The sequence below is a fragment of the Arthrobacter sp. UYCu712 genome (assembly GCF_040547005.1).
In the GTDB taxonomy this organism is placed as follows: domain Bacteria; phylum Actinomycetota; class Actinomycetes; order Actinomycetales; family Micrococcaceae; genus Arthrobacter.
On the sequence record NZ_JBEPOZ010000023.1, the window covers coordinates 1 to 25,670 of the forward strand.

General features: G+C 68.0%; 15 protein-coding genes. 5 read left to right on the top strand and 10 right to left on the bottom strand.

The genetic code is table 11. The features are described from left to right. Window positions 1-142 precede the first annotated feature (142 nt). The 3 genes from ABIB51_RS18240 to ABIB51_RS18250 all read right to left on the bottom strand — a co-directional run bounded on the left by ABIB51_RS18240 (window position 143) and on the right by ABIB51_RS18250 (window position 7,131). Window positions 143-949: a hypothetical protein gene (locus ABIB51_RS18240; protein WP_354190557.1), complete on the bottom strand. Its 807-nt coding sequence runs from the start codon at window positions 947-949 to the stop codon at window positions 143-145. Between the two features lie 15 nt (window positions 950-964). Further along, window positions 965-6,589: a DUF6531 domain-containing protein gene (locus ABIB51_RS18245; protein ID WP_354190559.1), complete on the bottom strand. Its 5,625-nt coding sequence runs from the start codon at window positions 6,587-6,589 to the stop codon at window positions 965-967. 260 nt (window positions 6,590-6,849) lie between these two features. After that, a complete protein-coding gene (locus tag ABIB51_RS18250; protein ID WP_354190561.1) occupies window positions 6,850-7,131 on the bottom strand; it encodes a pyrophosphorylase in 282 nt (93 codons plus the stop codon). Window positions 7,132-7,361: 230 nt separating this feature from the next. Here ABIB51_RS18250 and ABIB51_RS18255 point away from each other — a divergent pair, with 230 nt between their 5' ends. The 4 genes from ABIB51_RS18255 to ABIB51_RS18270 all read left to right on the top strand — a co-directional run bounded on the left by ABIB51_RS18255 (window position 7,362) and on the right by ABIB51_RS18270 (window position 18,005). After that, window positions 7,362-10,220, top strand: coding sequence for a hypothetical protein (locus ABIB51_RS18255; protein ID WP_354190563.1), 2,859 nt, complete (start codon window positions 7,362-7,364; stop codon window positions 10,218-10,220). Then, window positions 10,217-11,566 (top strand): ABC transporter substrate-binding protein, encoded by a 1,350-nt coding sequence (locus ABIB51_RS18260; RefSeq protein ID WP_354190565.1) that lies wholly within the window; start codon window positions 10,217-10,219, stop codon window positions 11,564-11,566. Before ABIB51_RS18255 ends, ABIB51_RS18260 begins: the two co-directional genes overlap by 4 nt. A gap of 63 nt (window positions 11,567-11,629) precedes the next feature. Continuing rightward, complete coding sequence (locus tag ABIB51_RS18265; RefSeq protein ID WP_354190567.1) at window positions 11,630-15,949, top strand: type VII secretion EssC family protein; 4,320 nt, start codon at window positions 11,630-11,632, stop codon at window positions 15,947-15,949. Window positions 15,950-16,031: 82 nt separating this feature from the next. Beyond that, on the top strand, window positions 16,032-18,005 hold the full coding sequence (locus ABIB51_RS18270; RefSeq protein ID WP_354190569.1) for a serine/threonine-protein kinase: 1,974 nt from the start codon (window positions 16,032-16,034) through the stop codon (window positions 18,003-18,005). Between the two features lie 192 nt (window positions 18,006-18,197). Here ABIB51_RS18270 and ABIB51_RS18275 read toward each other — a convergent pair whose 3' ends face one another. The 6 genes from ABIB51_RS18275 to ABIB51_RS18300 all read right to left on the bottom strand — a co-directional run bounded on the left by ABIB51_RS18275 (window position 18,198) and on the right by ABIB51_RS18300 (window position 24,052). Then, complete coding sequence (locus ABIB51_RS18275; RefSeq protein ID WP_354190571.1) at window positions 18,198-19,754, bottom strand: HNH endonuclease; 1,557 nt, start codon at window positions 19,752-19,754, stop codon at window positions 18,198-18,200. Window positions 19,755-20,020: 266 nt separating this feature from the next. After that, on the bottom strand, window positions 20,021-20,818 hold the full coding sequence (locus tag ABIB51_RS18280) for a YqjF family protein (protein WP_354190573.1): 798 nt from the start codon (window positions 20,816-20,818) through the stop codon (window positions 20,021-20,023). A 90-nt stretch (window positions 20,819-20,908) separates the two neighbouring features. Then, window positions 20,909-21,700 carry an isocitrate lyase/PEP mutase family protein gene (locus ABIB51_RS18285; protein WP_354190575.1) on the bottom strand — a complete coding sequence of 264 codons (792 nt, stop codon included), beginning with the start codon at window positions 21,698-21,700 and terminating at the stop codon, window positions 20,909-20,911. A 41-nt stretch (window positions 21,701-21,741) separates the two neighbouring features. Beyond that, window positions 21,742-22,131: a DUF1622 domain-containing protein gene (locus ABIB51_RS18290; RefSeq protein ID WP_354190577.1), complete on the bottom strand. Its 390-nt coding sequence runs from the start codon at window positions 22,129-22,131 to the stop codon at window positions 21,742-21,744. A 42-nt stretch (window positions 22,132-22,173) separates the two neighbouring features. Beyond that, window positions 22,174-23,046 (bottom strand): SDR family oxidoreductase, encoded by an 873-nt coding sequence (locus ABIB51_RS18295; protein WP_354190579.1) that lies wholly within the window; start codon window positions 23,044-23,046, stop codon window positions 22,174-22,176. A 106-nt stretch (window positions 23,047-23,152) separates the two neighbouring features. Further along, complete coding sequence (locus ABIB51_RS18300) at window positions 23,153-24,052, bottom strand: MSMEG_6728 family protein (RefSeq protein ID WP_354190581.1); 900 nt, start codon at window positions 24,050-24,052, stop codon at window positions 23,153-23,155. Between the two features lie 147 nt (window positions 24,053-24,199). Here ABIB51_RS18300 and ABIB51_RS18305 point away from each other — a divergent pair, with 147 nt between their 5' ends. Continuing rightward, window positions 24,200-24,784 (top strand): hypothetical protein, encoded by a 585-nt coding sequence (locus ABIB51_RS18305; protein ID WP_354190583.1) that lies wholly within the window; start codon window positions 24,200-24,202, stop codon window positions 24,782-24,784. A 98-nt stretch (window positions 24,785-24,882) separates the two neighbouring features. Here ABIB51_RS18305 and ABIB51_RS18310 read toward each other — a convergent pair whose 3' ends face one another. Continuing rightward, window positions 24,883-25,548 carry a transglycosylase family protein gene (locus tag ABIB51_RS18310; RefSeq protein WP_354190678.1) on the bottom strand — a complete coding sequence of 222 codons (666 nt, stop codon included), beginning with the start codon at window positions 25,546-25,548 and terminating at the stop codon, window positions 24,883-24,885. Window positions 25,549-25,670 lie beyond the last annotated feature (122 nt).

The following is a 25,670-nucleotide window of genomic DNA, read 5'->3' on the forward strand; positions in this document are numbered from 1 at the left end:
GCCCCCCCCCCGCCCCCCGCCCGCCCCCCCCCCCCCCCCCCCCCCCCCCCCCCCCCCCCCCCCGCCCCCCCCCCCCCCCCCCCCCCCCCCCAGTAGGATCGGTGGCATTCAGGGGGTTGTTGCCGGCGGACAACCTCAGGGTCTAAGAGGCCTCGTCGGAGAAGCGCAACTCCTGGGCTTGCGCCCCACTTTCCCAATTCCATCCGTCGAGGCTCAAAGCCCCTTGGGTTTCAAAAAACCCCTCTAGTGCCTCAGCCGCAACATTGGTGGGGACCATAACTCCGAGAGGTACCCACGCGCGCAATCCGTGCGCGTCCAGGGCAATCGAGACTTCTTCGTCCTCGTGAGGGAAGCGCGTGAGCACTGACATTCTCGCAAGGTCTCGTGCATCGAGAGCCGTATGTACGATGAATCCGTCCACCGTGGAACCCCAGGCTTCGAAGCGGCGGTGCCCGAGAGACACGACGAAACGACCGTCCTGGACGCTATCCCAGCCGTTCAGCTTTGAGATAGCTATAAGCTTGGCACCTTTAACATCGGCGAGAGCTTCTCCGGCCACCACCCACGTAGTTTCCGAAACCTCATGACTACTGTTAAAGCGGTAAAAGGCAATTTCCTTACCCATCGCGAACCCTAGCGCCGAAACTGGAACGCTCAGAAGGGCGAGCGACCGCCAGGGGGAAGGAAGCACCAGCAGCAAAGCGATTCCAGCGACGATCAGAACGTAAATAGGCCATGACGGTCCGCGAATTCCTGTGAGAAGTCCCACCGCTCCACCTGACAGAAGCCCAATGACCCCGATCGCCGTGGCATGCATAACGACCGCGGTTGGCAAAAAGCCAATGAGCACAATCAGCAATATTAGGAAGATCCCGGGGATAAGCATTCGCAGCCGAAAGTCACGAGATTTGTCCAGTCCGCGGAGTCGAGCAGATTCACGCTTGTTCACTAATTTCTCCATACCTTAACTCCCAGTAAACACGAACTTGGCGATATCCAGCCCAGAACCCGCTGTCGTTCCAAATAGGGCGGAGCGGATAAGTTTTATGGAAGCGGGCCCCCGGCCCACCAGCCCGGACAGCGTACTGGCGTTAGTTCGTGCAGCCTGTTGAAGTGTACTGGACGCGGACGGTCCTCCCGGAAGAAAAGTTAGCAAGCCGCCAGTGAGGCCAGCCCAGCCTACGTCCTCAATTTTCACCGGTTCATTGGAAATGAATTTGTCGGTTACCGTGCCAGCGATCGCACCCCCACTTCCGAGTGCTGTCCTCGCTGCTACCGCTTGGACGGTGGCCCTAGCGCCTGCGGCAGTGACCGTATAAGCACCGTAACCGCCAGCTCGGGCCAGTGTCCCACCAGCCGGACCCGCCAGTCCGCCCACAGCACCGCTGACTGCACCGCCAGCTGCGGATCCGATGAGGCCCCGCCAGCTATCAATCCGGCCCCCGTTTTTGGCGAGATAGGTAACAGTGCCGCCAACTCCACCCGCTGCTCCATTGACGCCCGCATTGACAGCAACGTAGCTGCCGAGTCTTGAAACCGATGCCGCAGACGCAGCGGCAGCGCGCCCGGCAGTCAACGCCCCACCTCCTAACAGCCCGACTGCCCCCATAGCAGCCGATTGCGCCCAGTTAACCTTGCCCGTTGTCGCTTTTTGGATGACCACGTCGGCGCCGAAACTCATCAGCCCCATACCCGCGACCTGGCCGCCGGGAACAAACATCAGCGCAGCCCCGCCGACAACGGCCAGACCACCTACGACGTATTCCCAGTGGCTCCCGGCCGATTTATCGTAGGCCTTCAGCTCGTCATCGGTGAGCGGACGCAGCCCGGTGGGGTCGGTGGTATTGAGTGGGTTGTTGCCGGCGTAGGCGTAGGGGTTTCCGTCCCAGCCCGCGCCGAGGACGGGGGAGAGGGGGTCGGTGGAGAGGAAGCCACGGGTAGCCGGGTCATACGCCCGCACCCCGAGCCATTCCAGGCCCGCGATGTCCAGACCGCCGTTGCCGGTCAGGGTGATCCCGGCCGGCAGCGCACTGGCAAGCCCCGACACTGCCCCTATACCGGGGACAGCACCCATACCCTCGACGCCGGGTTCCGGTGTGGTGGCCACCGCCGCGCCGATGACGGCCCAGGGGTCGTTCTGGTCGGTGGGGCGGGCAGCGCGCCAGCCCGGCGCCGTCCACGCCTCGCCGATACCGGTGACGCCACCAGGCAAGGACAGACTCTGGTCGCCACCGATGCATGTGAGGGTGGGGATCGGGTTGGCGGTGTCCCACCACAGTTCCGAACCATCGATGGCAGCCAGCTCGCCGAGGGCATCCACCCACAGCTCATGCCGGGAGGTGTCCATGCCGTCGGGCGTGCGGCCGGCAACGCTCTTCAGCTGGCCGGTCTGGCCCCACGCATACTCCGTCCAGGACCCGTCCGGGCGGATCAGCCGGGTACGGCGCCCCAGCCCGTCATGGACGTACTCCGTCCGGGTACCGTCCGCGTCAGTGATGGCAAGGAGTTGTCCCGCGGCGTCGTACTCGTAGGCCCGGGAGCAGGCCGGCGTGGATTCGCGGACAAGGCGCCCGCCGGCGTCGTACACCCACTCCGAGACGGAAGCCGGCACGGAAGTCGGCGCCGAAATATCCGCGTCCCCGTTCCGGGTAGTGGCTGCCGAGACCATCTGCCCGGCCCCGTCATAGCCGTACCGGGTTACGGCACCAGCGCGGGTCAGGGCCGTGATCCGGCCGTCCCCGTCCCGGCCGATCAGGGTGGCATCGGCCGAGCGAAGGTCGGTGCGGTCGGTGCGGCTGTGTTCGGACAGGCTCCCGTAGCGGTAGGCCCATTCCTGGACCAGATCCCCGGCGGTGGCGGAGGTGATACGCCCCGAGGCGTCGTGGGTGAACACGGCCTCCCCGAGCCGGGCGTTGCTGACGGCGGTCACCCGGCCCGCAGCATCCCGGACATACGTGGTGGTAGTTCCGTGCGCGTCGGTGAACCCGGTGCGGTTCCCGTCGGCGTCGTACTCCCAGGACATTCGCCCGGTCCCGCGGGTGCGGGAGGTCAGCTGCCCGCGCCGGTCAAACGCCAGCTCGTGCTCCACCGCCAGCCCGTCGGCACCCGTGTAGTCGGTGATGATCATGCGGCGGCGGATCAGGTCACGCTCGACGGCGGCCAGCAGCTTCCCGTCGAACGAGGTTGAGGATTCGCGGCCTGCCGAATCGTACGTCCAGGTGGTGGTGTGCCCGTCCGGGTCGGTCTGGGAGAGCTGCCGCCCGGCCGCGTCATAAGTAGCCGTGGTCGCCCGGCCGAGCGCGTCGGTGACGGAATCGACCAAGTCCGTGGCCGTGTAGGTGCGGGTGGTCACCCCGCCCAGCGGATCGGTGATGCGGACCAGGCGCCCGCGGACGTCGTACTCGAACCGGGTCCGGCCGCCGACGCCGTTGACGGTCTCGGTCAGTTCCCCGGCGGTGTTGTATTTGAACCTGCGGGTGCCGTACCAGGAATCCTGGGAGAAGCTCAGCCGCCCGGCTTTGTCGTAGCCGTACCGGGAAACGCCCTGGCCGGGAGTATTGCGGGTCAGGAGCCGCCCGCACGGGTCGTACTCGAAGGTCTCGACCTCGCCCGTGGGCAGGGTCCGGGCGGTGACCCGCTGGTCGGCGTCGTAGGCCAGTTCCGTGACCGCGCCGAGCGGGTCCGTGGTTTTCCAGGGCCGTCCGCAGCCGTCGTACTCATACCTGGTGACGGCGCCGGCGGGAGACGTGATCGAGGTAATCTTCCCGGCCACGTCACGGCCCAGGACCGTCAGGCCGCCTTCGCCGTCGACGAGCTCCACCGGGTTCCCGGCCGCATCGTAGGAGACAAGCTCGGCGGAGCCGTCCGCGCCCTGGACCTGCGTGGGGCGCCCGTACTCGTCAAAGCTGTACGTCGAGGACGCAAACGCGTCCGTCAGGGTGGCCGTGCCGGCCCTGCGGTCCGTCGTGGCGTCCGCGCGGACCCCGGTGGGGTCGACGACGGCGGTCAGGGCACCGACCTTGTCGTACTCGCGCACCCAGTCATGGCCGGCCGGGTCCGTGAGCCCGACCAGCCGGGACAGCGAGTCATGGACAAAGCCCCAGCGGGCGCCGTCGGGCAGCACCGCGCCGGTGACGTTGCCGAGCTCGTCGAACATCCGCTCAAGGGCCCGGCCCAACGGGTCGACAGTTCGGACCAGTTCACCGTTGACGGCGTATTCGAGTTCGGTCCGCCCGCCGTCCGGGGCGACGAACGCCGTCGTCCGCCCTGCTGAATCGTATTCGAAGGTCCAGACGGCGCCGTCCGGGTCCTCACGCCGCACCAGCAGGCCCGCACCGTCATGGACGAAACGGGTCTTGGCGCCGGACGGGCTGAGCGCCGCAACCGGGCGGCCAGCATGGTCACGGACGATCCTCGCGACGTCCCCGGCCGCGTTCCGGGTCGAGACCAGGTCGCCAAACCCGTCGTAGTCAAAGCCGATCGACACTCCGGCCGGGTCCACTACCCGGGCCAGCTGCCCGTTCCGCCACACCAGCTCGGTGCGCCCGCCCAGCGGGTCCAGGATTACCGAGGGGTCCCGCGACACCTCATCGGCGTACTCATAGGAGACGACCGACCCGGACTCCGTCACCAGGGTGGTGATGCGGTCCTGCTCATCCCAGCCGTACGTGAGGTCCGCACCCTCCGGGGTCACGGTCCGGATCTTCCGGCCCCGGGCGTCGTAGGCATTCACCGTGACGGATCCGTCGCGTTCCGTGAAGGACACCAGGTTTCCGTGGCCGTCATACGCCATGGACTGACGCTGATCATGGGAATCGAGCACGCCGACCAGGCGGCCCTTCGCGTCCGCGATCCACGAGTTCGAGCGGGTGCCGTCCTCATCCGAAACGGCCGTTACCCGGCCCGGCAAATACGCGAACCTGGTCCGGCGCCCATGCTGGGTCACCTGCAGCACAACCCGGCCGTGTTCGTCATAGGTGTTCTCTGCCTCAAGGACACCCGCGGCAGAGACCACAGCCTCTATCAGGCCCTGCTCATTCCACCGGTACTTGCGTGTCCCAAGCTCGGTTGTCACACACGTCAGCCTTCCGGCGGAGTCGTATTCGTACTCGACCCGGCGCCCGTCCGACGCCCGCACCGCGGCAACGAGCCCGTTCACGTACTCGACGTCAAGGAAACGGCCGCGCACATGCGCCAGCCGGCTCACCCGTCCGGCACTGCCGGCAGCCACGCCGTCGGCCGACGTTTCCGGCCGTTCCCGGAGGACGGACACCGTCCGGCCGGGCCCTGACCCGGCACCGAGCCACACGCCGGCGGTGCTGTAAGCCCACCAGGCGCCCTGGTTGTCCCGGACCACCAGGACCTCGGACGTGCCCTCCGGAACGGAGCCCAGCTCCGCCAGGTCGGCCGCTTGTGCGGGCTCGCGGGTCAGCCAATAATTCTCGCCCATCCCACGGCCCCAGCCAGCCCCCTCGCGCGGAAAGTCCACGGCCCGGCCGTCGGCCATCACCCACCGGCAGCCTTCATCCGAGACCCTGAGGTACTGATCCAGAACCGAGGCCCACCCCGGACCAAACACCCCGGGCGTCTCCAGACCCGACGCCAGCGAGTTGTACATCCGGGAAAGCACCACGTTGGAGGCAACCCCGGCGAACCCCAGATCCGATTCCGGCTCGATGAAGTTCCCCGTCGCGGTGTTCACGGGATCATTCGCGTACCCGCTCGTGGGCATTGCGCCCGCCGCCTTCGGCGGATCGATCACCAGCGCCGACCGGTTCGCGCTCACGCCGGCCGCTGCCAGGGCCTCATTCACGGCCGCGTCCGAGACAGTAGAGACGTTTCCCTCACCGCCCGCGGCCGCAAACGCGTCCGCGACAATGACCGCCCATTTCGCGTCGTCATCGTTGGCCGTCAGATACGTCCGGTAGGCGCTCAAAACCCCCGAGGCCTCAATCGATCCCCAGTAGCAGCTGGACTCGAACGAGGACAGGTGCCCCGCCAACGTGCCCGGAGCCGAGGCCAACCCGTCATCCAGACCACGGGAGTTCGCAGCGAAGGTCCGCAGATTGGCCGGCCGCGCCGAGGACGTCCCACCCCCGTATCCGCCGCCGGGCGGCGTGGTATTGCGGGACCCCGTGCTGGCCCGGGCCGCGGCGAACGTCGGAGCCTTCCCCGGCGCCGCGTTCGGCCTCGCTTCCTCACCGCCAAACCAATCTGTGAATTGCTCCCACCCATTGCGGTCGTTGTGTTCCCGGACCCATTCATTATTCTTCTCGCGCCGGGCATCTTCTTGATGCGCCGCCTCGATCATCTGGCCCACGTAACCGGCCACCGTCCGCAATTCCGACACCAACGCTTTCGCGTCGTTCTTCGCGGTGGCAGCGTTGGCCTCGAAAACCTCAGAGAAGTGCCCCTTGAAGTCCTCCTTCGCCGAGGCGACGTACGTCGCCCGGGAACCTGAGTGCTCCTCAAGCCGCGACGCCGCTGATTCGAAGGCCGACCTCACCGACCCGGCCACGGCATAGCTGAACCGCCCACCATCAGAAGCATCTGAAGCCGGCAACATCGGCATCTCAACGAACTCGGTCACAACCAAGGCCCCCCACTGGAAAAACTGGAAAAAGCAGAACAAACCATCAACACAACAACAGGACTGGCACCCGCCCGGGAAAGACAACACCAGAGCGGGGACGGTCCGAAAAGAGACTCAAACCAGGCCAAGAAAACCCAAAAAAACCGGACCGGGAAAACCCTGACCGGCCGACAAGACCAAAGCCGTGCAATAGCCAGGTAACCGCCCGCTCACCAGAGCGGCGCGACTACCCGGCCCTCACACACTCACGTACAGGCTCAGGCGCCGCCGCCAGCGGAGAAGATGTCCTGCGAGATCTTCTGCAACTGCCCCCGCAACTGCTCCAGCTCTTCCCTGGCCTTGTCCAAAGCAGCTTTCGTCTCCGGCCACGTCGAACCACGGAACTGTGCAGCCAAAGGACCATCCCAGATATTCGGATCCGACAAGACCCGTCCCTGCGCATCCAGCGCCGAGATCTGATCCGTGAAACCGCCGTTAATGATCGACTGCACCTGCCCAATCGCAGCCTTCGCTTGTTCAGTAGACAACACACGAGACATAGAAATTCCTCCCAAGAGATAACCGCTTCTCCGCCGGACACTTAACCGCCGGCGACCAGACGCTGCCGACGCTACCAACACCCGTCAATAAATCCAACAAAAGGATAGATTATTATGAAAGATCATGAGCGGCCCAAGTCACGCCCGTGCTCCTACAAGCCGCAATTAGTCCATTCGCGAGCGCAACCCCGTATCATGCTGGAGGCACAGCGAACAGAAAAGGGACCATCATGCCCAGACGGACTAACACGCACCAGCACACCCCAGGGCGCCGCATTGCGCCGGGCCGGGCGCTGGGCGCCGTCCTTGTCGCCCTGGGGCTGATCGCGACGACGTCGTGCAGCCAGGCCCCGGAGCCGAAATCTGTGGACAACCCGGTCAAGCTCCTGCAGAGCGTGCGCGTGGGCCTGTCTCCGGCCGCCGGAGTTGAGACGATAGATGGCACCACCATCTCCGTGTCCGCGGCTGGCGACTCCTCCTCGGCGGACACGAAATACGACCCCGCCCAGGTGGTGGGCCAACTGCCGGTGCGAGTGAGCCTGCAGTACCGGGCCGGGGAGAAGTCCGGCTCCGACCTCTCTGAGCTTCAAGGCCACACCGGGCCGGTCGAGATCGACCTGACACTGGAGAACCTCACAGTCAAGCCGCGGGTCATCCACTACGATGCCGCGGGCCAGACCCGCTCCGACACCGCCCTTGTGGGCGCCCCGCTGACTATAGCCGCCTCAACGAGGCTCACCGGTGTGCGGGCCGGCGACGTCACCGCGGGCTCCGCGGACGGCGGAACGGGCACCAACGGCGTTCTGAGCAGCACCGAGGACGGCGCCACCGTCGTGCAATGGGCCACCGTGTTGGCCCCGCCGCGTTCCGGTGCGAGTACCACCCTGCGCCTCGTCGCTGACGTCAAGGACTTCCAGGTCCCTGCTTTCGACGTGGCGATCCAGCCGGGCCTCAACACCGACCTCAGCGCGGATGGCGTCCTCGCCGGCGCGTTCTCCTCTGGCACGGGCTCCGAGATGGCGCTGCAACGCCGGACCATCTCGCTGGTGTCGGACGTCAACACTGTGCTGACTAAGGCCGGATCCACCATCACAGATGTTCGGCGGAACCTGCAGGTAACCTCTCAGACCCTGGGTGCGAAGACCGCGGGCGAGCTGGGCGACAACTCCAAGGCCCTGGCGGCAACCATGGTGGCACTGAAGGAGCAGCTGAAGAATCTCGGCGCAGACTTGGAGAGCGCAACGAAGACAACGCAGTCCACGACGGCGTCGCAGCTGAAGCAGACCGTCTCCGCGGTGGACGCTATGCTGGGCGACACCTCGGCCGTAGCCACGACAACCCCAATCAACGGCGACGGCTGCTCGGCCGACGTGCCTAAGTCGGAGAAGGCGGCCACGGTCTACTCCAGTGTCCTGACCATGGCCTCGCAGCTCGACGCCTACGCGAAGGTAAGCGCGGGCTGCCGTGACACCGTAGCGGGCGCAATACGAGCCACCATGGGCCCCGAGAACCCCACGGCGGAGGAATGCGCAGAGCAGGGCTCGATGACCTGCTCCCTCTACGGCTCCGCCGTGACCGTCACCGGGGCGCTGCTGGGCCTGATGAAGAAGGGCGACGAGCTCGTGGCGGACCTGCAGCCGCAGGTGGTCGAGGGCGCGATCAAGGATCAGGAGGCCTCCACCGTCACGCTGGAGCAGGTGCGTGCCGATTTCGCTGCGATCCTCGACGGCGCGGAGACCCCCGAGGACTACAAGACGGCCCTCGCAAACGTGGACAAGGCGATCCAATCCGCCCGGGCCTCCGCCGCCGCGACCCGCGAAGCGGTTGCGGCGGTCCGCGACAGAATCGACGGCCTGCGGGCGAAGCTGATCGACGTCGAGAAGACTGCGAAGGGCGCGAGGAGCGAGGTGGGCGACGGCTCGCTTTTGAAGGGTTCGATGATGCAGCAGAACCAGCGGCTCGCCGACGAGCTATGCGAGATGGCCGACGGCGGCTTCCCCCGCGCGGGCCGGCTATCCGCCCAAAATGTCGAGCAGCTGCGCTCCTACCTGACGGCCGTTCCGTGTGAGCCCACGGCTGACAACGAAAAGCCGGCGGAGGAGCTGCGCCCACCGAACGGGTTCAAGGACCCGCTGGACGCACGGCTGGAGGCCCAGACAGCCGCATGGGACGGGGTCCTCGCGGCCACCGACACCACCGCCCCGGACCAGGCGATCAGCCAGGCGTTCACTGACCTGGAGACCAGAATCGAGGACATCGACGCCAAGCTGGACGCGATCAACGAGGCCACTAAGGCGCTCGACCGTGCCGCCACGGGCAAGGTCACGAGCACGAGGCGCGAGCTCGAGGACCTGAACGACAGTCTCGGCGACGCGATCGAGTCTTCTGGCCGTGTCGGCATGACGCTCGCGAAGCTGAAGGAGCAGCAGGACGGGCTCGGCGACAAGATCAAGGAGTCTCTCCGTGAAGTCTCGGCCGAGACCGCCGCCGAGGTCTACAAGACCGTGGACGTGCAAGTGCGCCAAGTCGCCGAGATCGGCGGCGCGAGCTCCGAAGCCGTGATCACGGCATTCAACCGCTCCATCTCTGGCTTGAAGTCCACATCGGACGAGGTGGTGAACGACGCCGAGGGAACGGTGAACAAGCAGCGGGATGAGCTGCTCGAGCAGAGCGACGCCCTGGCCGCGTCCCTGGCCAAGAGCACGCAGTCCTCGCTCGCGAGCATCGCCGCCGGCACATCCGGCTCGACCCGTGACGTCGACGGCGCCAGAGCCCTGCTGTCCTCAAGCCTCAACAAGGTGATGCTTGACTTGGGCGACCGCTCGGTGAACGGATCCGGCCTGCTCGGCTCCATGGCCACAAGCGCCGCCAAAGCCGGTACCGCTGACTATCAGCTGGCACTGGCATCCCAAAATGCTGAGGGCTATGCCAACATCCGGTCCCGGGACGTGGCCGGGCTAATGCTGCGCCAGGCACAGTTCAAAGCATCACTCACGGCCGTCGACGAACTGCCGCCGTTCCACCTCGAGGTGCCGGACGGCGCGACGTCGCAGACCCTGTACACGCTGAAGATCGGCGGCGCCGCGTGAGCTCCCGCAGCAGGCTCATGACCCTGATCGTCGCGGGGGCCGCTGTCGTTGTCGCGGCTGCGCTCGCCCTGACATTGACGCTGAACCGCCCCAAGGATGCGCCTCGGCCTGATCCGGTAGCCGCGACGGTTCCTGTTGAGCTGAAGGCCGAGGGCTTGCCGAAGAACTTCTCCATCGGCGTCGTCCTCACACTGGGCCAGTCCGGCGAGCCCGGCTCCGAGTTCAACCGGGCGGCGCAGGGCGCGATCGTTGCCGCACAGCGCTTCGCCCAGGGCGGCGCCGCCGTCGCCCTCTCGGCCCAGAACGACGGCGGCACGGAGGACGGCGCCCGCGCCGCCGTCCGCGCGCTCGCCGAGCAGGGAGCATCGGGTGTCGTCGTGGCGACCACGGGTCCGCAGGCCCGGGCCGCGGCCAAGACCGCCGAGGAGCTCGGCCTCCCGGTGATCCTGCCTTACGCGCAACCGTCGGACCCCGTGCAGACCACCTGGACCACGGTGCCATCGGGCGTATCCGCCGAGGCCGCCCTTCAAACCGCGCTGAACGGCAAGAACAGGGTGCTGCTCGTCGTGGACGGCGGCGAGATCCCACCCTCGGTCGGGATCGCGCAGACCCTCAGCCTCGACGGCTTCGAACAAGTGACGGACCTGGCCCAGGAGGCCGCCATTCAAACAGGCGACCAGCTGCGCCCGCCTGCCGAGGGCGCCCCCGCAGGCGCCGAGTCCACGAGGGTCGCCGAGCCCGCGGACGCCGTGGTCGTCTCGGCCGCCACCCCGCAGCGGCTGGCTCGGCTGGTCCAGGCCCTGCAGTCCCGCGATGTGTCCGTCCCCGTCGTCATTCCGGTCGGCGCTACTGCCCCGGCCTTCGCCTCCACGCTCTCCGAACTCGACGGCGCCGCCTCCGGGCAGCTGGTCAGTGTTGCCCCGGCCGGCGGCGATGCGGCGGCGCTCCAGCAGGACGCCCAGGGGCGCGGGATGTCCGCATTCCTCTCCGCCGTGCGCCTGGCGTCCGGCGACCCGGAGGTCAAGAACTTGACGGACGACGCCCCGTTCTCCGCCGACGCATGGGCGGCGGACTCAGGCAGCCACGACGCGGTCGTCGCCCTCGTGCGGGCGGCCGCGCTGGCTGGCAGCGGTGATCCGTCAAAAGTCGGCGTGGCGTTGCGGACTATGTCGTTCGGCCCTGGTGAGGGCCTCGCCGGGCCGGGGCTGGACTTCTCACGCTCCGGGGCGCTGACCGCGGAAACAGTCCCGGTCTACGCTTCTTCCCAGGACCTGGGCCTGCGCCCGCCGGACGAGGACGCGCCGCGGCTCGTCTGGGTGCCGGCGCCGGCACCGGCAACACCCTGACCACTTGTCCCCGGCCCGCCCTGAGCCGTCGGGTCACCATTTCACCACGGAAGGAGCGCCCCGGTGCGCGTGCTGATCGACCTGGACGAACGTCGCTTTGAATGCGAGGTCGCTCACGCCGCGCCGGCCACGACGCTGGCAGACTTCGTGGAGACCGCCGGCGGCCCGCGGCTGGCTCCTGATGAGGCGGTGTTCGTGAACGACGCAGAAGTGCGTGGTTCCACCCCCGTCTCGGAGTTGATCTTCCTGGAGGGCAGCCGCATCTCGCGGGCGCCGTGGCAGACTCCGCAGCGCGTGCGCGGCTGGAGCGTGACGCTCGCCGGCGGCCAGCGCACCGGCGGTGTGACTGACGTTCCGCAAGGGCGCGAGATGCTCATCGGCCGGTCCCCGCACGCCGATCTGAGCCTTCCCACCGAGAGCGCGTCATGGGACCACTGCCGACTGCGCCGGGAAGAGGACGGCCTACGGGTGCTGGATGGTGGGTCCACGAACGGCACCCTCGTCAATGGCGAACCGGTCGGGGAGGACGGGGTCCTGGTCAACGAAACTGCCACGATCACGGCGGGCGGCACGGTGCTCCTCCTGCGCCGGTCCCTGGACGAGACGCCCGCCCCGGCGCCCGGCAGCTTGCACAACCTCACACCGGCGGCGACAGCCCCGTTCAACCGGCCTCCTCGCCCCGGGCAGGCCTGGGCGGGCGACCCTCTGGTCCCGCCGAGCCGCAAGGACGTGCCGCCAGCCAGCAAATTCAGCTACATCACGGTGCTGGCGCCCCTCGTGATGGCGGGGGCGATGGTCTTGATCCTGGGGGATCTACGCTTCGCGATGTTCGCCATGCTCAGCCCGGTGATGGCCGTGGGCATGTGGTTCGAACAGAAGCGCCGTCACGGACGGGGCCTCAAGGAAGAGGACGAGCGCTTCGCCGGGGCGCTCCGGGAGTTCGAGCAGCAGGTCCGCACAGCTGCAGCGACGGAGACCGCACGACGTCATCGGATGATCCCCGATCCCGCGACCGTAGTCCGGCGCCCCGCGCTCCCAGCCACGTCGTTGTGGCAGCGGCGCGCAGGCGACGACGATTTCCTGGCACTGCACGCCGGCACAGGTGACGTCCCCTGGAAGCCCGAGGTGGACCGCACAGCCGGATCGCGGATAGACGAGAGGGTGAAAGACTCCCTCGCGGTCGCCCGCCTGCAGGCCGCGCCCGTGCTCGTGGACCTGACCGACGCTGGCGTGGTGGGCATCGTGGGGCCGCGAGAGGAGGCTCTGGCGCTCGCGCGGTCCCTCCTGGCCCAGGCCGCGGTGCACGTGGGTCCAGCGGACCTGACCGTCGGCGTCTTCTGCGACGCCGGGCGCGCTGACGAGTGGGAGTGGGCCTCGTGGCTGCCGCATACGCGCCAGGCCGGCAGCAGCACAGGGGAACGGTGGATGTCCGCGCACCGTGAGACGAGCGTCGCCATGCTGCGTACGCTCAAGGACGCCGTCCAGGAGTTGCCCACACCGGCGTTGCTGGTGGTCCTGGACTCCGAGGTGCTCACGGAGGGCAGGGATGCCCCGGCACGCGCGCTGCTCGGCACGGGCCGGTCCATGCCAGGGGTCCATGTAAACCCGCAGCAGCGCCCGTCACGGGTGGCGGGCATCGTCATCGCGACCTCGGAGGAGCAGTTGCCGGCCTCCTGCACCACGATCATCAGGGTGGGGGAGGACGCCGCGGCCACTGTGGACCAGCCGGAGGACCTGACCCGCGTGGAGGACGTCATCCTGGCGGGCCTGGACCAGGAGGAGGCCCTGCGCTGCGCCATGCGCGTGGCGCACTTCGATGATCCGGAGCTGAGCGTGCCCGGGGCCTCCCTGCCCCCGCTCGTGCGGCTGCCCGGGCTCCTGGGCTACGACCGCCCGGACGCGACCACGATCCGTCGCTTGTGGCAGGCCTCGACCGGAGTCTCCACGCCGATCGGCACAGGGGAGAATGGCACCCTGACCCTGGACCTGGTCAAGGACGGCCCGCACGGCCTGGTCGGCGGCACCACCGGCTCCGGCAAGTCCGAGTTCCTCCGCTCGCTCGTGGCCGGCCTCGCGGCACGCAACGATCCGACCCGCCTGAACTTCATCCTCGTCGACTTCAAAGGCGGGGCCGCCTTCAAAGCATGCGAACGCCTTCCGCACACCATCGGCACCATCTCCAATCTGGATGAGCAGCTCGCCGACCGTGCCCTCCGGGCCCTGGAGGCGGAGATGGAGCGCCGCCAGAGGGTCTTCGCGGAGGCCGGCGAGGGCATCGACAACCTGACCGCCTATCTGGCCACCAACCCGGCCGAGCCCATGCCCCGGCTGCTGCTCGTGATCGACGAGTTTGCCATGCTTGCCAAGGACTTCCCGGACGTGCTCAAGGCGCTCGTCAGCGTGGGTGCAGTGGGCCGCACCCTGGGTGTACACATGATCCTTGCAACACAGCGCCCGGCCGGCGTCGTCAGCGACGACATCCTCGCGAACACGAACCTCCGGGTGGCCCTGCGCGTGCAGAGCCGCGACGACTCCAACAATGTCATCGGTGTGCCCGCCGCCTCGGCGATCGGCCGGGCCCAGATGGGCCGCGCATTTGTGAAACTGGGCCAGGACGACATCACACCCGTGCAGACAGCCCTCGTGACCGGACGGGCGCAGCTCGGAGGCGGCACCGCCGTGGACGTGCGCGAGATACGCCGGTTCGGCGTCCCCGTGCCCGCGGCGGCGCCACCGCGGTCTGCGTCCGTGGACGAGAACGACCTGGACCTCCTCATCGACGCGGTTGTCGAAGCCAACGCCGAGGCAGGGTACGCCCAGCCGCGGCAGGTCTGGCCGGAGGCCTTGGGCGAGCGTGTGGAGCTTGAGGGTTTTCTCCCTCAGCCGGACGGCGGTTTCCCTGCCGAACCGTCCGGCTCTCCCACCGACCCGGCACCCCGGCTCCTTCCGATGGTGGGCGCCGTCCGGGGCTCCTCTGTCCTGGTGGCCATCGTGGACGAGCCTGAGCTGCAGCGCCAGTCCGCGGCGGGGTGGGACATGTCCATGGGGAACCTGATGCTCATGGGCGTGGCCGGCTCCGGCACGAGCACCACGCTGGCCTCGATCGCGCTGACACTGGCGAAGGACGCCGATCCGGCCGAGCTGGACCTGATGATCCTCGACTTGGGCTCCCGTGAGCTCGAGGCGCTCGAAGGACTGCCGCACACCGTGGCGTATGTGGGAACCGGTGCCGGCGCCAAGGAGCAGCAGGCCCGCTTCCTGCGGCACCTGCACACCGAGCTGGAGAGCCGCCGTGCGGACCCTGGCAGGCACCGCCGCACAGTGGTGCTGCTGGACGGCCTGGCCTCGCTGCGGGACGAGTTCCAGGATTTCGAAGGGCAGCAGCTTCTTTCTTTGCTGTACCGGGCCTACGCGGACGGCCCGGCGCTGGGACTGTCCTTCGCGGTCTCCACCACGCGCGCCAAGGCGGTGCCCTCGGCCATAAACGAGGTGACCTTGCAGAAGTGGCTCTTCCGGCTGGCGGACTCCTACGACTACTCCTCGCTCGGCGTCCGGGGCAGGGAGATCCCTGCTGCTCTTCCTGGACGCTGCGTGGATCCCCGCACCTCGCTCCAGATGCATGTGGCCACGCCCGGCATCGGGGTCGAGGCTGCGGTGGATCGTGTGCGGCAGGACTGGGCGCATGCGCCCGCGAAGACCCAGGCGATCAGGCGCCTGCCCTCCGACGTCACGATGCTGGAGCTGGGCGTGGAGCCCCGGCTGGAGGCAGAGCCTTGGCTCATCCCGGTGGGAATACAGGAGGCGAACCTCGCCCCTGCGTTCCTGGAGATCTACGAGGGGGAGCACGCGCTCGTCGCCGGGCCCGCCCGTTCGGGTAAGTCCACGCTGTTGCTTGCCCTGGCTGCAGCCCTGCGTGGCACTGCCACGTCCCGGGGACCAGCGCAGGTGTGGGGCATCTGCGATCGTCGCTCGCCCTTGGCCCTCGCCGGTCTGGATCGCGTGGCTGTAGGCACGGACGAGGTGCCTGCCCTGTTGGCCTCCTTGCGGCTGGAGCGCGGCCCAGTGTTTCTGCTGATCGACGACGCGGAGCGCTTCGAGGACGCCGATCAATCCATCGCGGGGGTCGTGACCTCCGGGCAGCCGGGGCTGTGCGTCATTGCGGCCGGACGGGCCGCGGATCTCCGCGGGCTGTACAGCCACTGGACCAAGACGCTCCGCAAATCCCGCTTGGGCGTGCTGCTGCAACCGGATGTAGATTACGACGGCGAGCTGCTGGGCGCGGTACTCCCAAGAAAGGCGCCTGTGGCGCTTACTGCCGGGCGTGGATATATCGGCGTAGGCGGGCAACTGGCGCTGATCCAGTCGATGAGCGCCGAGGGCTGAGCCCGGCGTCGAGCGCCTACCCTGCAAGAGTGGGCGGAGGAGCGGCCTTGAGGAATCAGATCGATAGCGTTGGAGAGACGGCATGAAATTCGCACAGACGGGTCAGGCTCTGGGAGCGTCCTACCGCTTCGGCAAACTAGTGGGCTCCGGCGCCGTCGGAGAGGTCTGGACCGTCACGTCGGCCGATGGCCGGACTTTTGCCGCCAAGGTTCTGCGCCCTGAGCACGCCGACGATCCCTCGCTCGTAGAGCGGTTCGTCCGCGAGCGATCCGTGCTGCTAGGCCTGCAGGACTCCCACATCGTCACGGTGCGCGACATGGTGGTGGAGGGCGCGCGGTTGGCCATCGTCATGGACTACGTCGCGGGAGGCTCGCTGCGGGACACGGTGAAGGAGGTCGGCCCGCTGCGTCCCGCGGACGCGTTCAACGTCGCCGCCGAAGTGTTCGACGCACTGGCTTTCGCCCACTCTCGGGGCGTGACGCATCGCGACATTAAGCCGGACAATGTGCTCCTTGCCCGCCCATGGCCCGAGTGCGGCGCGGGCGACGTACGGGTCTCCGACTTCGGCATCTCCGACGTTGTTGGCGAGCGGATCCGCCAGACGACCGGTCTCATCGGCACCCCGCATTACATGCCCCCCGAGCTCATCAGCCAGGGCCGGTCCGGCCCTCCCGGCGATGTGTACTCAACGGGCGTCCTGCTCTACGAGCTTCTTGCCGGACGCACTCCTTTCGCCGGGCCGGGGACGGACTTCAGCGTCGCGTACCGCCATGTTTCCTCGCGCCCGCCACGGATTCCCGTGGACGACGCGGTCTGGGACATACTCGACGGGCTGCTGTCCAAAGACCCCGCCCAGCGCCCGACCGCGCGTGAGGCCGCGTCTACGCTCCGGCGTCTGGTGCCCCGCCTCGCCGGCGGCGCCCCGATCGCGCGTGCCGAGGCCCCGGAGGACTTCGACGACGCCGAACGCCCGGCCACCGTCGTCCGGGGCGCCTTCACGGACGAGCAGCTCTCGGCATTCGCATCAGCGTCGCCAGTTGACCACGCCGCAGAGGCTCCCGAGCTCGGAGAGGCGGGCAGCGCAACCATCGTCCGTCCGATCCCGCGCGGCGAAGTACGGCCCCGGGCGGAGGTCCGGCTTGAGCAGAAGGATGCCACCCCGTTCTGGCGCACTCGTAAAGCGCTGCTCCTCGCCGGCGCCGCGGCCCTTCTCCTCGCCGGGATGGTCACCGGGTTCGTCGTCCTCGCCCCTGCGGGTCAGCAAGTGGCGCCCACGGAGGGCGAGCAGGTATCCAAGCAGCAGCAGGACGCGGCCCTTCCGACCGGTCTGACGATCTCGCGGGAGGCATCGTATGAGCCGTCCTCCGGTCAGACCCGCCTTACTGTCGCGTACGCGGCGCAGAAGGCGCCGCTGTCCGGTGAATTCCTTGAGGTGATCCCGGGCCTGGCCGATGGGGAAGCGTGCCCGGCGGTTACGTGGGACGGGGCTTCGGTGAGCCGGAATCAGGCTTCGATCACCGGCCTTGACGTCCAGTGCGGCTGGAAGCTCTCGGGGTTGGAGATCCCGGCGGGAGGGTCAGTCCAGGTGACCGCCAAGGTGTCGGTGTCGCCCGCGGACCAGCAGGCGCTCGACGCGTGGCTGAGCGCCGGGTCGGAGGCGACGACGGCCGCGACGCAGGACCCTGCCGTCAAGGGCACCGCCTATCCCGTCCAGCGCCTAAAGGGCGTGGAGGTGCGCACTCCGGCGAGAGTCGTGACGCCCAGCCCGCTGAAAATCACCCTGGTGCCAGTGTGGGCCGGCGGCGCCGACGAGCTGAACCCGCTCTACGTCAGTCCCGCGTCGGGAAAGCCCTCGCAGATGCTCGCCGCGGTGAGCGGCGGCGAGAAGGGGGTCCGGTTCTCCGACGGTTGCGGCGGGGCACTGGCGGTGGACAGCGCTGGGCTCACGGTGACGGCCCTGCAGATCACGCCCCAGTGCACCGTACGCGCCAGCGTCGGGAACTTCACCGAGCTGCAGTCCCCGAGTTTCGGGATCACGTCCCGCGAGAACTCATAGGACTGCGGGCTCAAGGATGTGACGCAGCTGATCGGCTTCTTTTTGGGTTAGGCGGCTGCGGTTTGCGCCTGCTGGTCGATGATGAATCTTCGCGCGGCCGCTGGCGGCCGGCCTGCGTCTTGGTGTGGCACCGGCCTTGGTTGTAGAAGACCTCGGACGTGCGCACCGCACAGCCGCCGGGCAGTCAGGCGGTCAGGGGTGGTCGGTGGGCCGAAAGTAGTGGTTGCGGCGGGGGTGTTGTTGGGGGTCGATGTGTGGTGGGGGGATGAACCAGGGGATCCCGGTTTTTAGGTGGATGGTCCAGTGTTCTTTGTGGATCAGGTGGTGGTGGTGTGAGCAGAGCAGGGTTCCGTTGTTGGTGCCGGTGGTGCCGCCGCGGGACCAGTAGGTGATGTGGTGGGCTTCGCACCAGGGTGCGGGGATGGTGCAGCCGGGGAAAGCGCAGCCGTGGTCGCGGGCGGTGAGGGCTTTGCGGATGTGCGGCGGGAAGACCCGGGAGGCCCGGCCGATGTCCAGGACCTGGCCGTCGCCGCCGAGCAGGACCGGGATGATGTCCGCGTCGCAGGCGATCTTGCGGATGGTGGCGGCGGTGACGGGTCCGGTGAACAGCAGAGACCCGGTCCCCGTGCCCGGCCGGCGGGGTGACTGACGGATTCCCGAAGTCGCGGTACCTGCCGGATCTGCGGGATCGGCCGGTTCTGCTGCGGCGCCGGTGGTGCCGGATGCGTCCTGGAGGCGGGTGAGCAGGTCGCGGTAGTCGATGGTGGCCATGATCTGCGGGCGCAGTCCGCCGGTGGCGGGCAGGCCTCCGGCGGCGAGGGCGACCTTACAGGCGCCGACCATGCCGTCGAGCAGCTTCTGCGGCCGGGAGCGGAGATCCAGGACCGGCAGCCCGGGCTCCTCCACTCCACCGGCAGGGCTGTGCCCGGAGACCCCACCGACCGCGACGGACCCGTCACTTGTTCCGGCGGTGGCGGTGGTGGTGCGGGGGTTGGTGGCGGTGTTCATGACGGTCAGGAGGTGTTCGAACTGTTCGGTGGTCGCGTAGATTTCGAGGTGCTGCAGGCCGCCGCGGGGCGGGCGGATGAAGGCGCCCTGGAGCCGGCGGAGGAGTTCCTCGGAGGGTTCGGCGCCGTCCGTGTCCAGGGCCTCGGTCCAGCCCCGGGCGACGCGGGCCAAAAAGTCCGGGTCGTGTTCGGCCGCGGTGCGGGTCAGGGTGTGTTCCATCCGGTTGGCGGTGTCCTCGTCGCAGAGGTGCCGGACCCGGTCCAGGGCCGCGGTGATGATCGAGGCGGAGCGGGACGCGATTTCCCCGGCGGCGACGGCCGCGCCGAGTTCCGCATGGACAGGGGGCTCGACAATACCGGTAAGCCCCGGGCGGGGCAGCAGTCCCCGGGCCAGGCAGAGCCGGCGCTTCGCCTCCGGCGCCCCGATCCGCAACCTCGCCCGGAGGAACTCCTCGGTGTTCCGGTACCCGTCATCCACCACCGCCGACACGTCAGCCGAGGCCGCCAATCCGGCCACCGCCGCCGCGGCCGGCAGGGGCAACGCCGTGGTCCCGGCAGGATCCGCGGCCACTTCCGCGGCCGCGGAGGGCCCGCCGCCGGTTTCCCAGCCGCCCGGGCTCTCCCGCCAGCCGGTCATCCACGACCCGCCGCCCCCGACAGTTGAGGCCGCGGCGGCCGCGGCTGTGGCCTGTTTCCGGGTCCGGTCCACGGCGGCGGCCGCCACGAGCTGCAGGAACTCCATCGTCCGCGAGAGTTCCTCCACCCCTCCGGCGAAATCCGCCGCCGCCTGAACACCCAGAGCTCAGCGTCCTGCACCGCCGTCGAACCCACATCCTGCAACGCCGCCAGGGCACCGTCCACACCGGGCCGCTGGACCGGGGCTGCGCCCCGGTCCGAACTCCGGCCTGTGTCCCGGAGAGCAATGAAATCCCTGACGGCTTCCATGACCCCATACTCCCAAGGGGGTACGACATTATTAGCCCCGCTCAGCGCGGTGGCCGGTGGTCGCTAATTCCCTGCCGTCCGACAGTAATCAGGACCGGCGACAAGGACCCTCGGCGGGCCAAATTGTGTGCGGACGCCAGGCGAAAACAGCACGGACTCCGGAGGTCCGGCGACATGGATGCCAGCCGCGCCGACCAGTTCGTCCGCAAGCAGAGTCACTTGCGCCGGGTATAGCGTCCAAGGACTGTGCGCGTTGGGGACATAGAGGGTCCGGCCCCTGAACCGGGTATGCAGACCGAACCGGGCCGTGAGATGGATCGACAGCGGATCGGCGGCTTCGGCATCGAGGTCTGCGGCCACCGCGAATTCGCTCCGGGCGCCACCCCGGAACCGGCGCACTGAATACCCGGCCCCTCCAGCCCCGGCAGACCCAGAACCCGCCGTGCGACCCTTGGCACCAAGCGAATCGGCGCCAAGGAAGCACGCCCGCGACCACACATAGGGAATTCCGGCCGCCCGCGCGGCCACTACTACCGCCAAGCGCGAGGCATCCAAGCTTAGGAAAACCACACCGCGGGTGCCGTCCGGCTCTCGCGAGTAGAGGCGGACGTTGATTTCGTTGAAGTTCCCGAAATAGGGGATTCCCGGGCCCCGGCCAACTCCAGCACCCTGCATCCGGAACCCGATCAGCCCCACCCAAGCGGATCCGTCGAAGATGTCCGGCGCGACGCCCGATGGCATGAACGACGCTGCCACGTCCTCAGGGATTCTCCAGTGCAGGAAGACGGCGTCCAGCCACCGCTGGTCCATGATGGTCGGCGCGGGAAGCGCAGGTGCAATCGGCCAAGGATCTACGCCCATTCGGATCATCCCTCTTCGGTCGGCATGGTGAGAAGGCTCCAGGGGCCATTGGACTGGCAGCCCACTCGGGAGCCCAGGAGCCCTCGCCTGTCAGGTCAGTGCCCGGGTTCCTTCCGGCAGGACTCCGCCGGCCAACAGGTCCGCGGAGGCGTCGACCAGGGCCGTCAGCGCCACGCGCTGCGTCCACGGTCCGTAAGAGATGCGGGCGACGCCCAGTTCCTGAAGCTTGGCCGGGGCCAGGGAGCCGGGCACATTAATGACCGACACCTTGTTCCAGCCGAGGCCCTCCACCAGTGCGGCGACGGTGGCCTCGTCCAACAGGCCCGGCACAAACACGGTCGTCGCCCCAACATCGAGGAAGGCGCGGCCCCGCTCGATGGCATCGGCCAGCACCGCCCGGGGTTCCCGGTCCTTGCCCTTCAAAAACGCATCCGTGCGGGCATTGAGGACGAAGTCGATTCCCTCGGCTTCGCCTGCGCGCGCAGCGGCCTGCATCTGCGCCACGGCATCGTCGAATGGGCGCATCTGGTCCTCGATATTGGCGCCGGCAATGCCGACCCCAATCGCCTTTCGCACGGTCTCGCCAGGGTTTCCGTAGCCTGCCTCGAGGTCCGCGCTGACCGGAAGCGACGTCGAAACCGCGATCAGCCGGACGGCGTCGATCATTTCTTCAACCGGGATATTCTCGCCGTCAGGATAGCCGCGCGAAGCGGCGATCGAATGGCTGGCCGTGGCCAGGGCGGCGATGCCTGGCACGTCGGCAACCACCTTGGTGGAAATGGCGTCCCAGACGTTGATGACCTGCAGGATTTCCGGTGCCTGATGGAGGCGGAGGAGTTCAGTGGCTTTGGCGGCAAGGGAAGGGGCGGCGTTTTCCGTCATTTCCCGAGCCTAGCCGGAGGCTGCGACACCCGAAAGGTTTCTCAGCCAGCAGCTGATGCCGCGGTGGAATCCGCTGGCTGCTTCTGCCAGGGCCAGCGGCCGGTGATTTCCAGCTCGAGCGAGAAGCTCAGGAACGTCCGGATGAGCACGATGATGGCCAGCACGCCGACGCTCTCGAAGGTCGGGGTGACGGCCACGGTCCGGATGATGTCGGCCGCGACGAGCAGTTCAAGCCCCAGCAGGATCGAACGGCCCAGCAGTTGGCGGTAGGAGCGGTAGATGGAGAGCGGTTCGGATCCCGCGGGCAGCCGCCGTGGCTGGAATCCGCGCAACGCCAGCGGGATGGAAACGACGGCGCCGACCACCATCACGGCCACCCCGGCGAAGTCCATAAAGCGTCCGACCGTCTCAATGATGTGCTGAAAATCCATGGGTCCCCTCAGGAAAGTAGGCAGTGAAGTCCAACGCAGGTCTCAGGGGTGCCGCACGCCGACGCCGGCGAGAACGGCCCGGTAGCCTTCGCGGAAACTCGGGTACCGGAATTCGAAACCGGAGCCCCGAAGCAGCGCATTGCTGCAGCGTTTGTTGCCGCCGCGCGACGGTTCTCCGCCGGGGTCAGCAGCGGACGACGGCGGTTGGGGGAGTCCCAACTCGGCCGCCAGGAAAGTGAGTACGTCGCCCAGCTCGGCCGGTTCGCTGTCGACGCCCACGTACACAGGCGCGGGAACTGCCTCCATGGTGCACAGATGGACGATCGCGGCTGCGGCGTCGTCCCGGTGGATGCGGTTGGTGAAGCGCGATTCGGCCGGAACCACGGCCGTTCCGCCGCGCACCTGGTCGATCAGGCGGGTCCTGCCGGGGCCGTAAATGCCGCCGAGCCGGAGCACCACCGGGGCAATGCTGGTGCCGTGCAAGCGACTGTAGAGCAATTCCTCCGCCTCGCGGATGACGCGGCCCGAGAACCCGCCGGGTTCCGGCGTCGTGCCTTCATCAATCCAGCCGCCGCCAGCGTCGCCGTAGACGGCTGTGGAAGCGACAAACAGGACCCTGCGGATGCCGGCCCCGGACACCAGTACTGCGTCGAGCACGTTCGAGAGCCCGTCCACATAGGCGGCCCGGTAGGCACCCTCAGCGGGGGAGTCCGCCGCAAGGGCGACGACGACTGCGGTGGTATCCGCCGGGATCGGTGGCAGTTCTCCGGTACTCAAGTCGGTGCGGATGCCCTCGATGGCCGGCGGAAGTTTCTCCGGCGAGCGCCGCCAGCCCACCACGCGGAGGCCGGTTGCTGCGAAACGCAACCCGGCCTCGGTCCCCAAATCGCCGCAACCGGCTAGAAGTACAGTCATAGAGCCAGTCTGCCAGCAAGGTCGGTGCCTCCGCCGCACTCCCCGCCGGAGGACAGAAACGCCCGACGCCGGACCGGCGTCGGGCGTTCTGCCGCAACAGCTATAGCTACAGCGCGGGGATCGGGAAGAAAGCCCGCGGATCCTGCAGCAGTGCCGGGTAGTCAAAGGCCGAGCGGTCCAGGATCTCGTCGACCTCGAAGTTCCGTGCGAACTGGCCGTCCTCGGTGATCGGACGGCCCACCACCTTTCCTATCGCGAACGAACTGCCGCCGTGGACCGGAATGGCGACCACGGAGTTGCCCGGGAGGGTCCTGAACGCCTCTTCCTGCTGCTGACGCTTGCGCGTGGGCTTCTTGACGAGCTGCTTCGGCGGCAGCTTCCGGACCTTGGCCGGGCGGCGGGCACCCGAGTCCGCGTACACAAACTGGTAGTCATCCTCCGCGGAAGCCGCCTTCGCACGACCCACCGGCGGCAGGCTGACGGTCTTGAGCTGATCGGGCTCAGTATCTCCGAGCGGCAGGCGGAGTACCCAGATGCGCTCGCCGGAAGGATCCTCCGGCAGCAGCTCGAGCTTCGGCTCGGGCCATACGTAATCCAGGTCCGCTTCAGTTTCCGGGAACAACGGGGTGTAGAAGCGCGGATCCTTGGCGATCAGCTTGGAGCGGTGGCTCAAGTGCAGTTCCGGATCGCCCAGCCACGGCGGCATCGGGATCTTGGCGGCATAGGCGGGGTGGGCCGCCTGGGGAGCGAACTCCATGATCTTGTCCCGGGTGGTGTCCTCGCCGCCGCGGGCCGTCCACTCGTCCACCATCGTCAGACCGTAAAGGGTCAGTGCAGGAACGTACCCCATCCACATCCGGATCGCCGGGTGCGACTGCCAGCCATACTCCGGGATCACCAGCGCACGAAGGATCTGCAACGCTTCGACGCGCTGCTTGCCGAGCCGCTCGCGGTCCAAGACCGCGGCGCTCTGCTGGAAATCGGGGAAGGGGAGAAAGGTCTGCATCCCTCCAGTTTGACGCCCCGGACCAAATGCGCCAATTGCAATGGCCCCGTGGTGAGCGTGTTCACATTTCGGAACGGGACAGACAGTCCTCAGCTTCGGCGCGTAAACTAGCACAAACCGCCCCTGCCGCCCGGGAGACACGCCGCCATGTCGAACAAATCAGTAACTACACCTGCGACGCTGACAGCGCCCGAGTACGGACAACTGCTCAGCCCGGACGCCAACGGGATTCTGGTACTCGAGGAGTTCACGATCGACCCGGAGGCGGCACGCAAAGAGCAGCGCGGTTTCCGGGCGGCCATCGCTTCCGTGGCCCTCACGATGCGGCGCCTGCTGGCGTTCCGCCTCTTTATCGCCTTTGTGGCCATCGCCAACCTCCCGCTCTTCCTGCTCTCCAGCGGCTGGGAAATTTACGTGGTCTCGCTGACGCTGGTAGTGGCGGTCCACGCCGCGGTCTCCTGGCTCAACCGCCACGAACCACGGATCCGGCAGCGCCGGATGCTGGAACTGCACCTCCACCGGGAACAAAGCGCCAACTACCGCAAGGTCCGCGACGCCGTGAAGTACGTCATTGACGCGCCGGCCCGGATGAACGAAAACCTCTACCTGGAGCTCCTCGCCGCCAAGCGCGTGGCCCTCCACCTCGCCATGGGCACGGTGGCCCTGCTGGATACCAGCGACGACGCCGCGTGGAAAGTCCAGATTGTCCGCGAGATTCCCCGCGCCGCCTGAGTCCTGAGAGCAAGAGTCAGGACGGCTCACTTGTACCGCACGACGCCGGAGCGTCCCCTTTGAGGGAACGCTCCGGCGTCGTACCTTAACCGTCATCCCTAGCCGGGAAGCTGCAGCACCTGGCCCGGGAACACAAGATTGGGATTGCTGATGCTCGCGGTGTTGGCGCCGGCGAGCACGTGCCAGCCGCCGGCGATATTGAGCTTCCCGGCGATCGTGCTCAGGGTTTCGCCGCTCTGAATCGTGTAGGTCTGGCCACTCACGGTGACGGGCGCAACGTGGCGGTGTGCAGGGACGGCTGCCTTGGGGGCGGCGTATCTGGCGGCCTGTCGCACGGGAGCCTTGGCCGGTGCGGGGACCGCGGCGGGCGTCCGTGCTGTGGTTGCGCCCTGCGGGGCTATTGCGCCGCCGCCCAGGCCCAGCTTCGCGGCGCAGGCCGGCCACGCGCCCCAGCCCTGCTTGGCCTGAACTCTCTCGGCGACAGCGATCTGCTGCTCTCGGCTCGCGTTTGCTGCGGACCCCGTGCCGCCATAGGCCGCCCACGTGCCGGCGCTGAACTGGAGCCCGCCCGCGTAGCCGTTTCCGGTGTTGATGGCCCAGTTGCCGCTGCTTTCGCACTGGGCCAGCGAATCCCAGACCGACGTTGTGGTGTGCCTCGGGACTGCCGCTGTAGCGGAGGTTGCGGTGAGTGCGACTGCGGCCATCGAGACGGCCGCCAGTATGATGCCGCGGCGCGCGGCAGTGCCATAGGTGGATTTCTTCATGATTTCAGATGCTCCCGGGGGCCACCAGCGCTCGGTCCGTCCCCGGACGTTGTCGCGCCACTGCCCGCCCCTGACAATAGAGGTCATCTGCGGTGTCCGCCGGTCGGGCAGTATCTGGTGGT

Coding starts and splice junctions, on each gene's coding strand:
- ABIB51_RS18250 (WP_354190561.1), bottom strand. CDS start 7,131: ATGTCTCGTGTGTTGTCTACTGAACAAGCGAAGGCTGCGATTGGGCAG.
- ABIB51_RS18255 (WP_354190563.1), top strand. CDS start 7,362: ATGCCCAGACGGACTAACACGCACCAGCACACCCCAGGGCGCCGCATT.
- ABIB51_RS18270 (WP_354190569.1), top strand. CDS start 16,032: ATGAAATTCGCACAGACGGGTCAGGCTCTGGGAGCGTCCTACCGCTTC.
- ABIB51_RS18275 (WP_354190571.1), bottom strand. CDS start 19,754: ATGGAGTTCCTGCAGCTCGTGGCGGCCGCCGCCGTGGACCGGACCCGG.
- ABIB51_RS18280 (WP_354190573.1), bottom strand. CDS start 20,818: ATGGGCGTAGATCCTTGGCCGATTGCACCTGCGCTTCCCGCGCCGACC.
- ABIB51_RS18285 (WP_354190575.1), bottom strand. CDS start 21,700: ATGACGGAAAACGCCGCCCCTTCCCTTGCCGCCAAAGCCACTGAACTC.
- ABIB51_RS18290 (WP_354190577.1), bottom strand. CDS start 22,131: ATGGATTTTCAGCACATCATTGAGACGGTCGGACGCTTTATGGACTTC.
- ABIB51_RS18295 (WP_354190579.1), bottom strand. CDS start 23,046: ATGACTGTACTTCTAGCCGGTTGCGGCGATTTGGGGACCGAGGCCGGG.
- ABIB51_RS18300 (WP_354190581.1), bottom strand. CDS start 24,052: ATGCAGACCTTTCTCCCCTTCCCCGATTTCCAGCAGAGCGCCGCGGTC.
- ABIB51_RS18305 (WP_354190583.1), top strand. CDS start 24,200: ATGTCGAACAAATCAGTAACTACACCTGCGACGCTGACAGCGCCCGAG.
- ABIB51_RS18310 (WP_354190678.1), bottom strand. CDS start 25,548: ATGAAGAAATCCACCTATGGCACTGCCGCGCGCCGCGGCATCATACTG.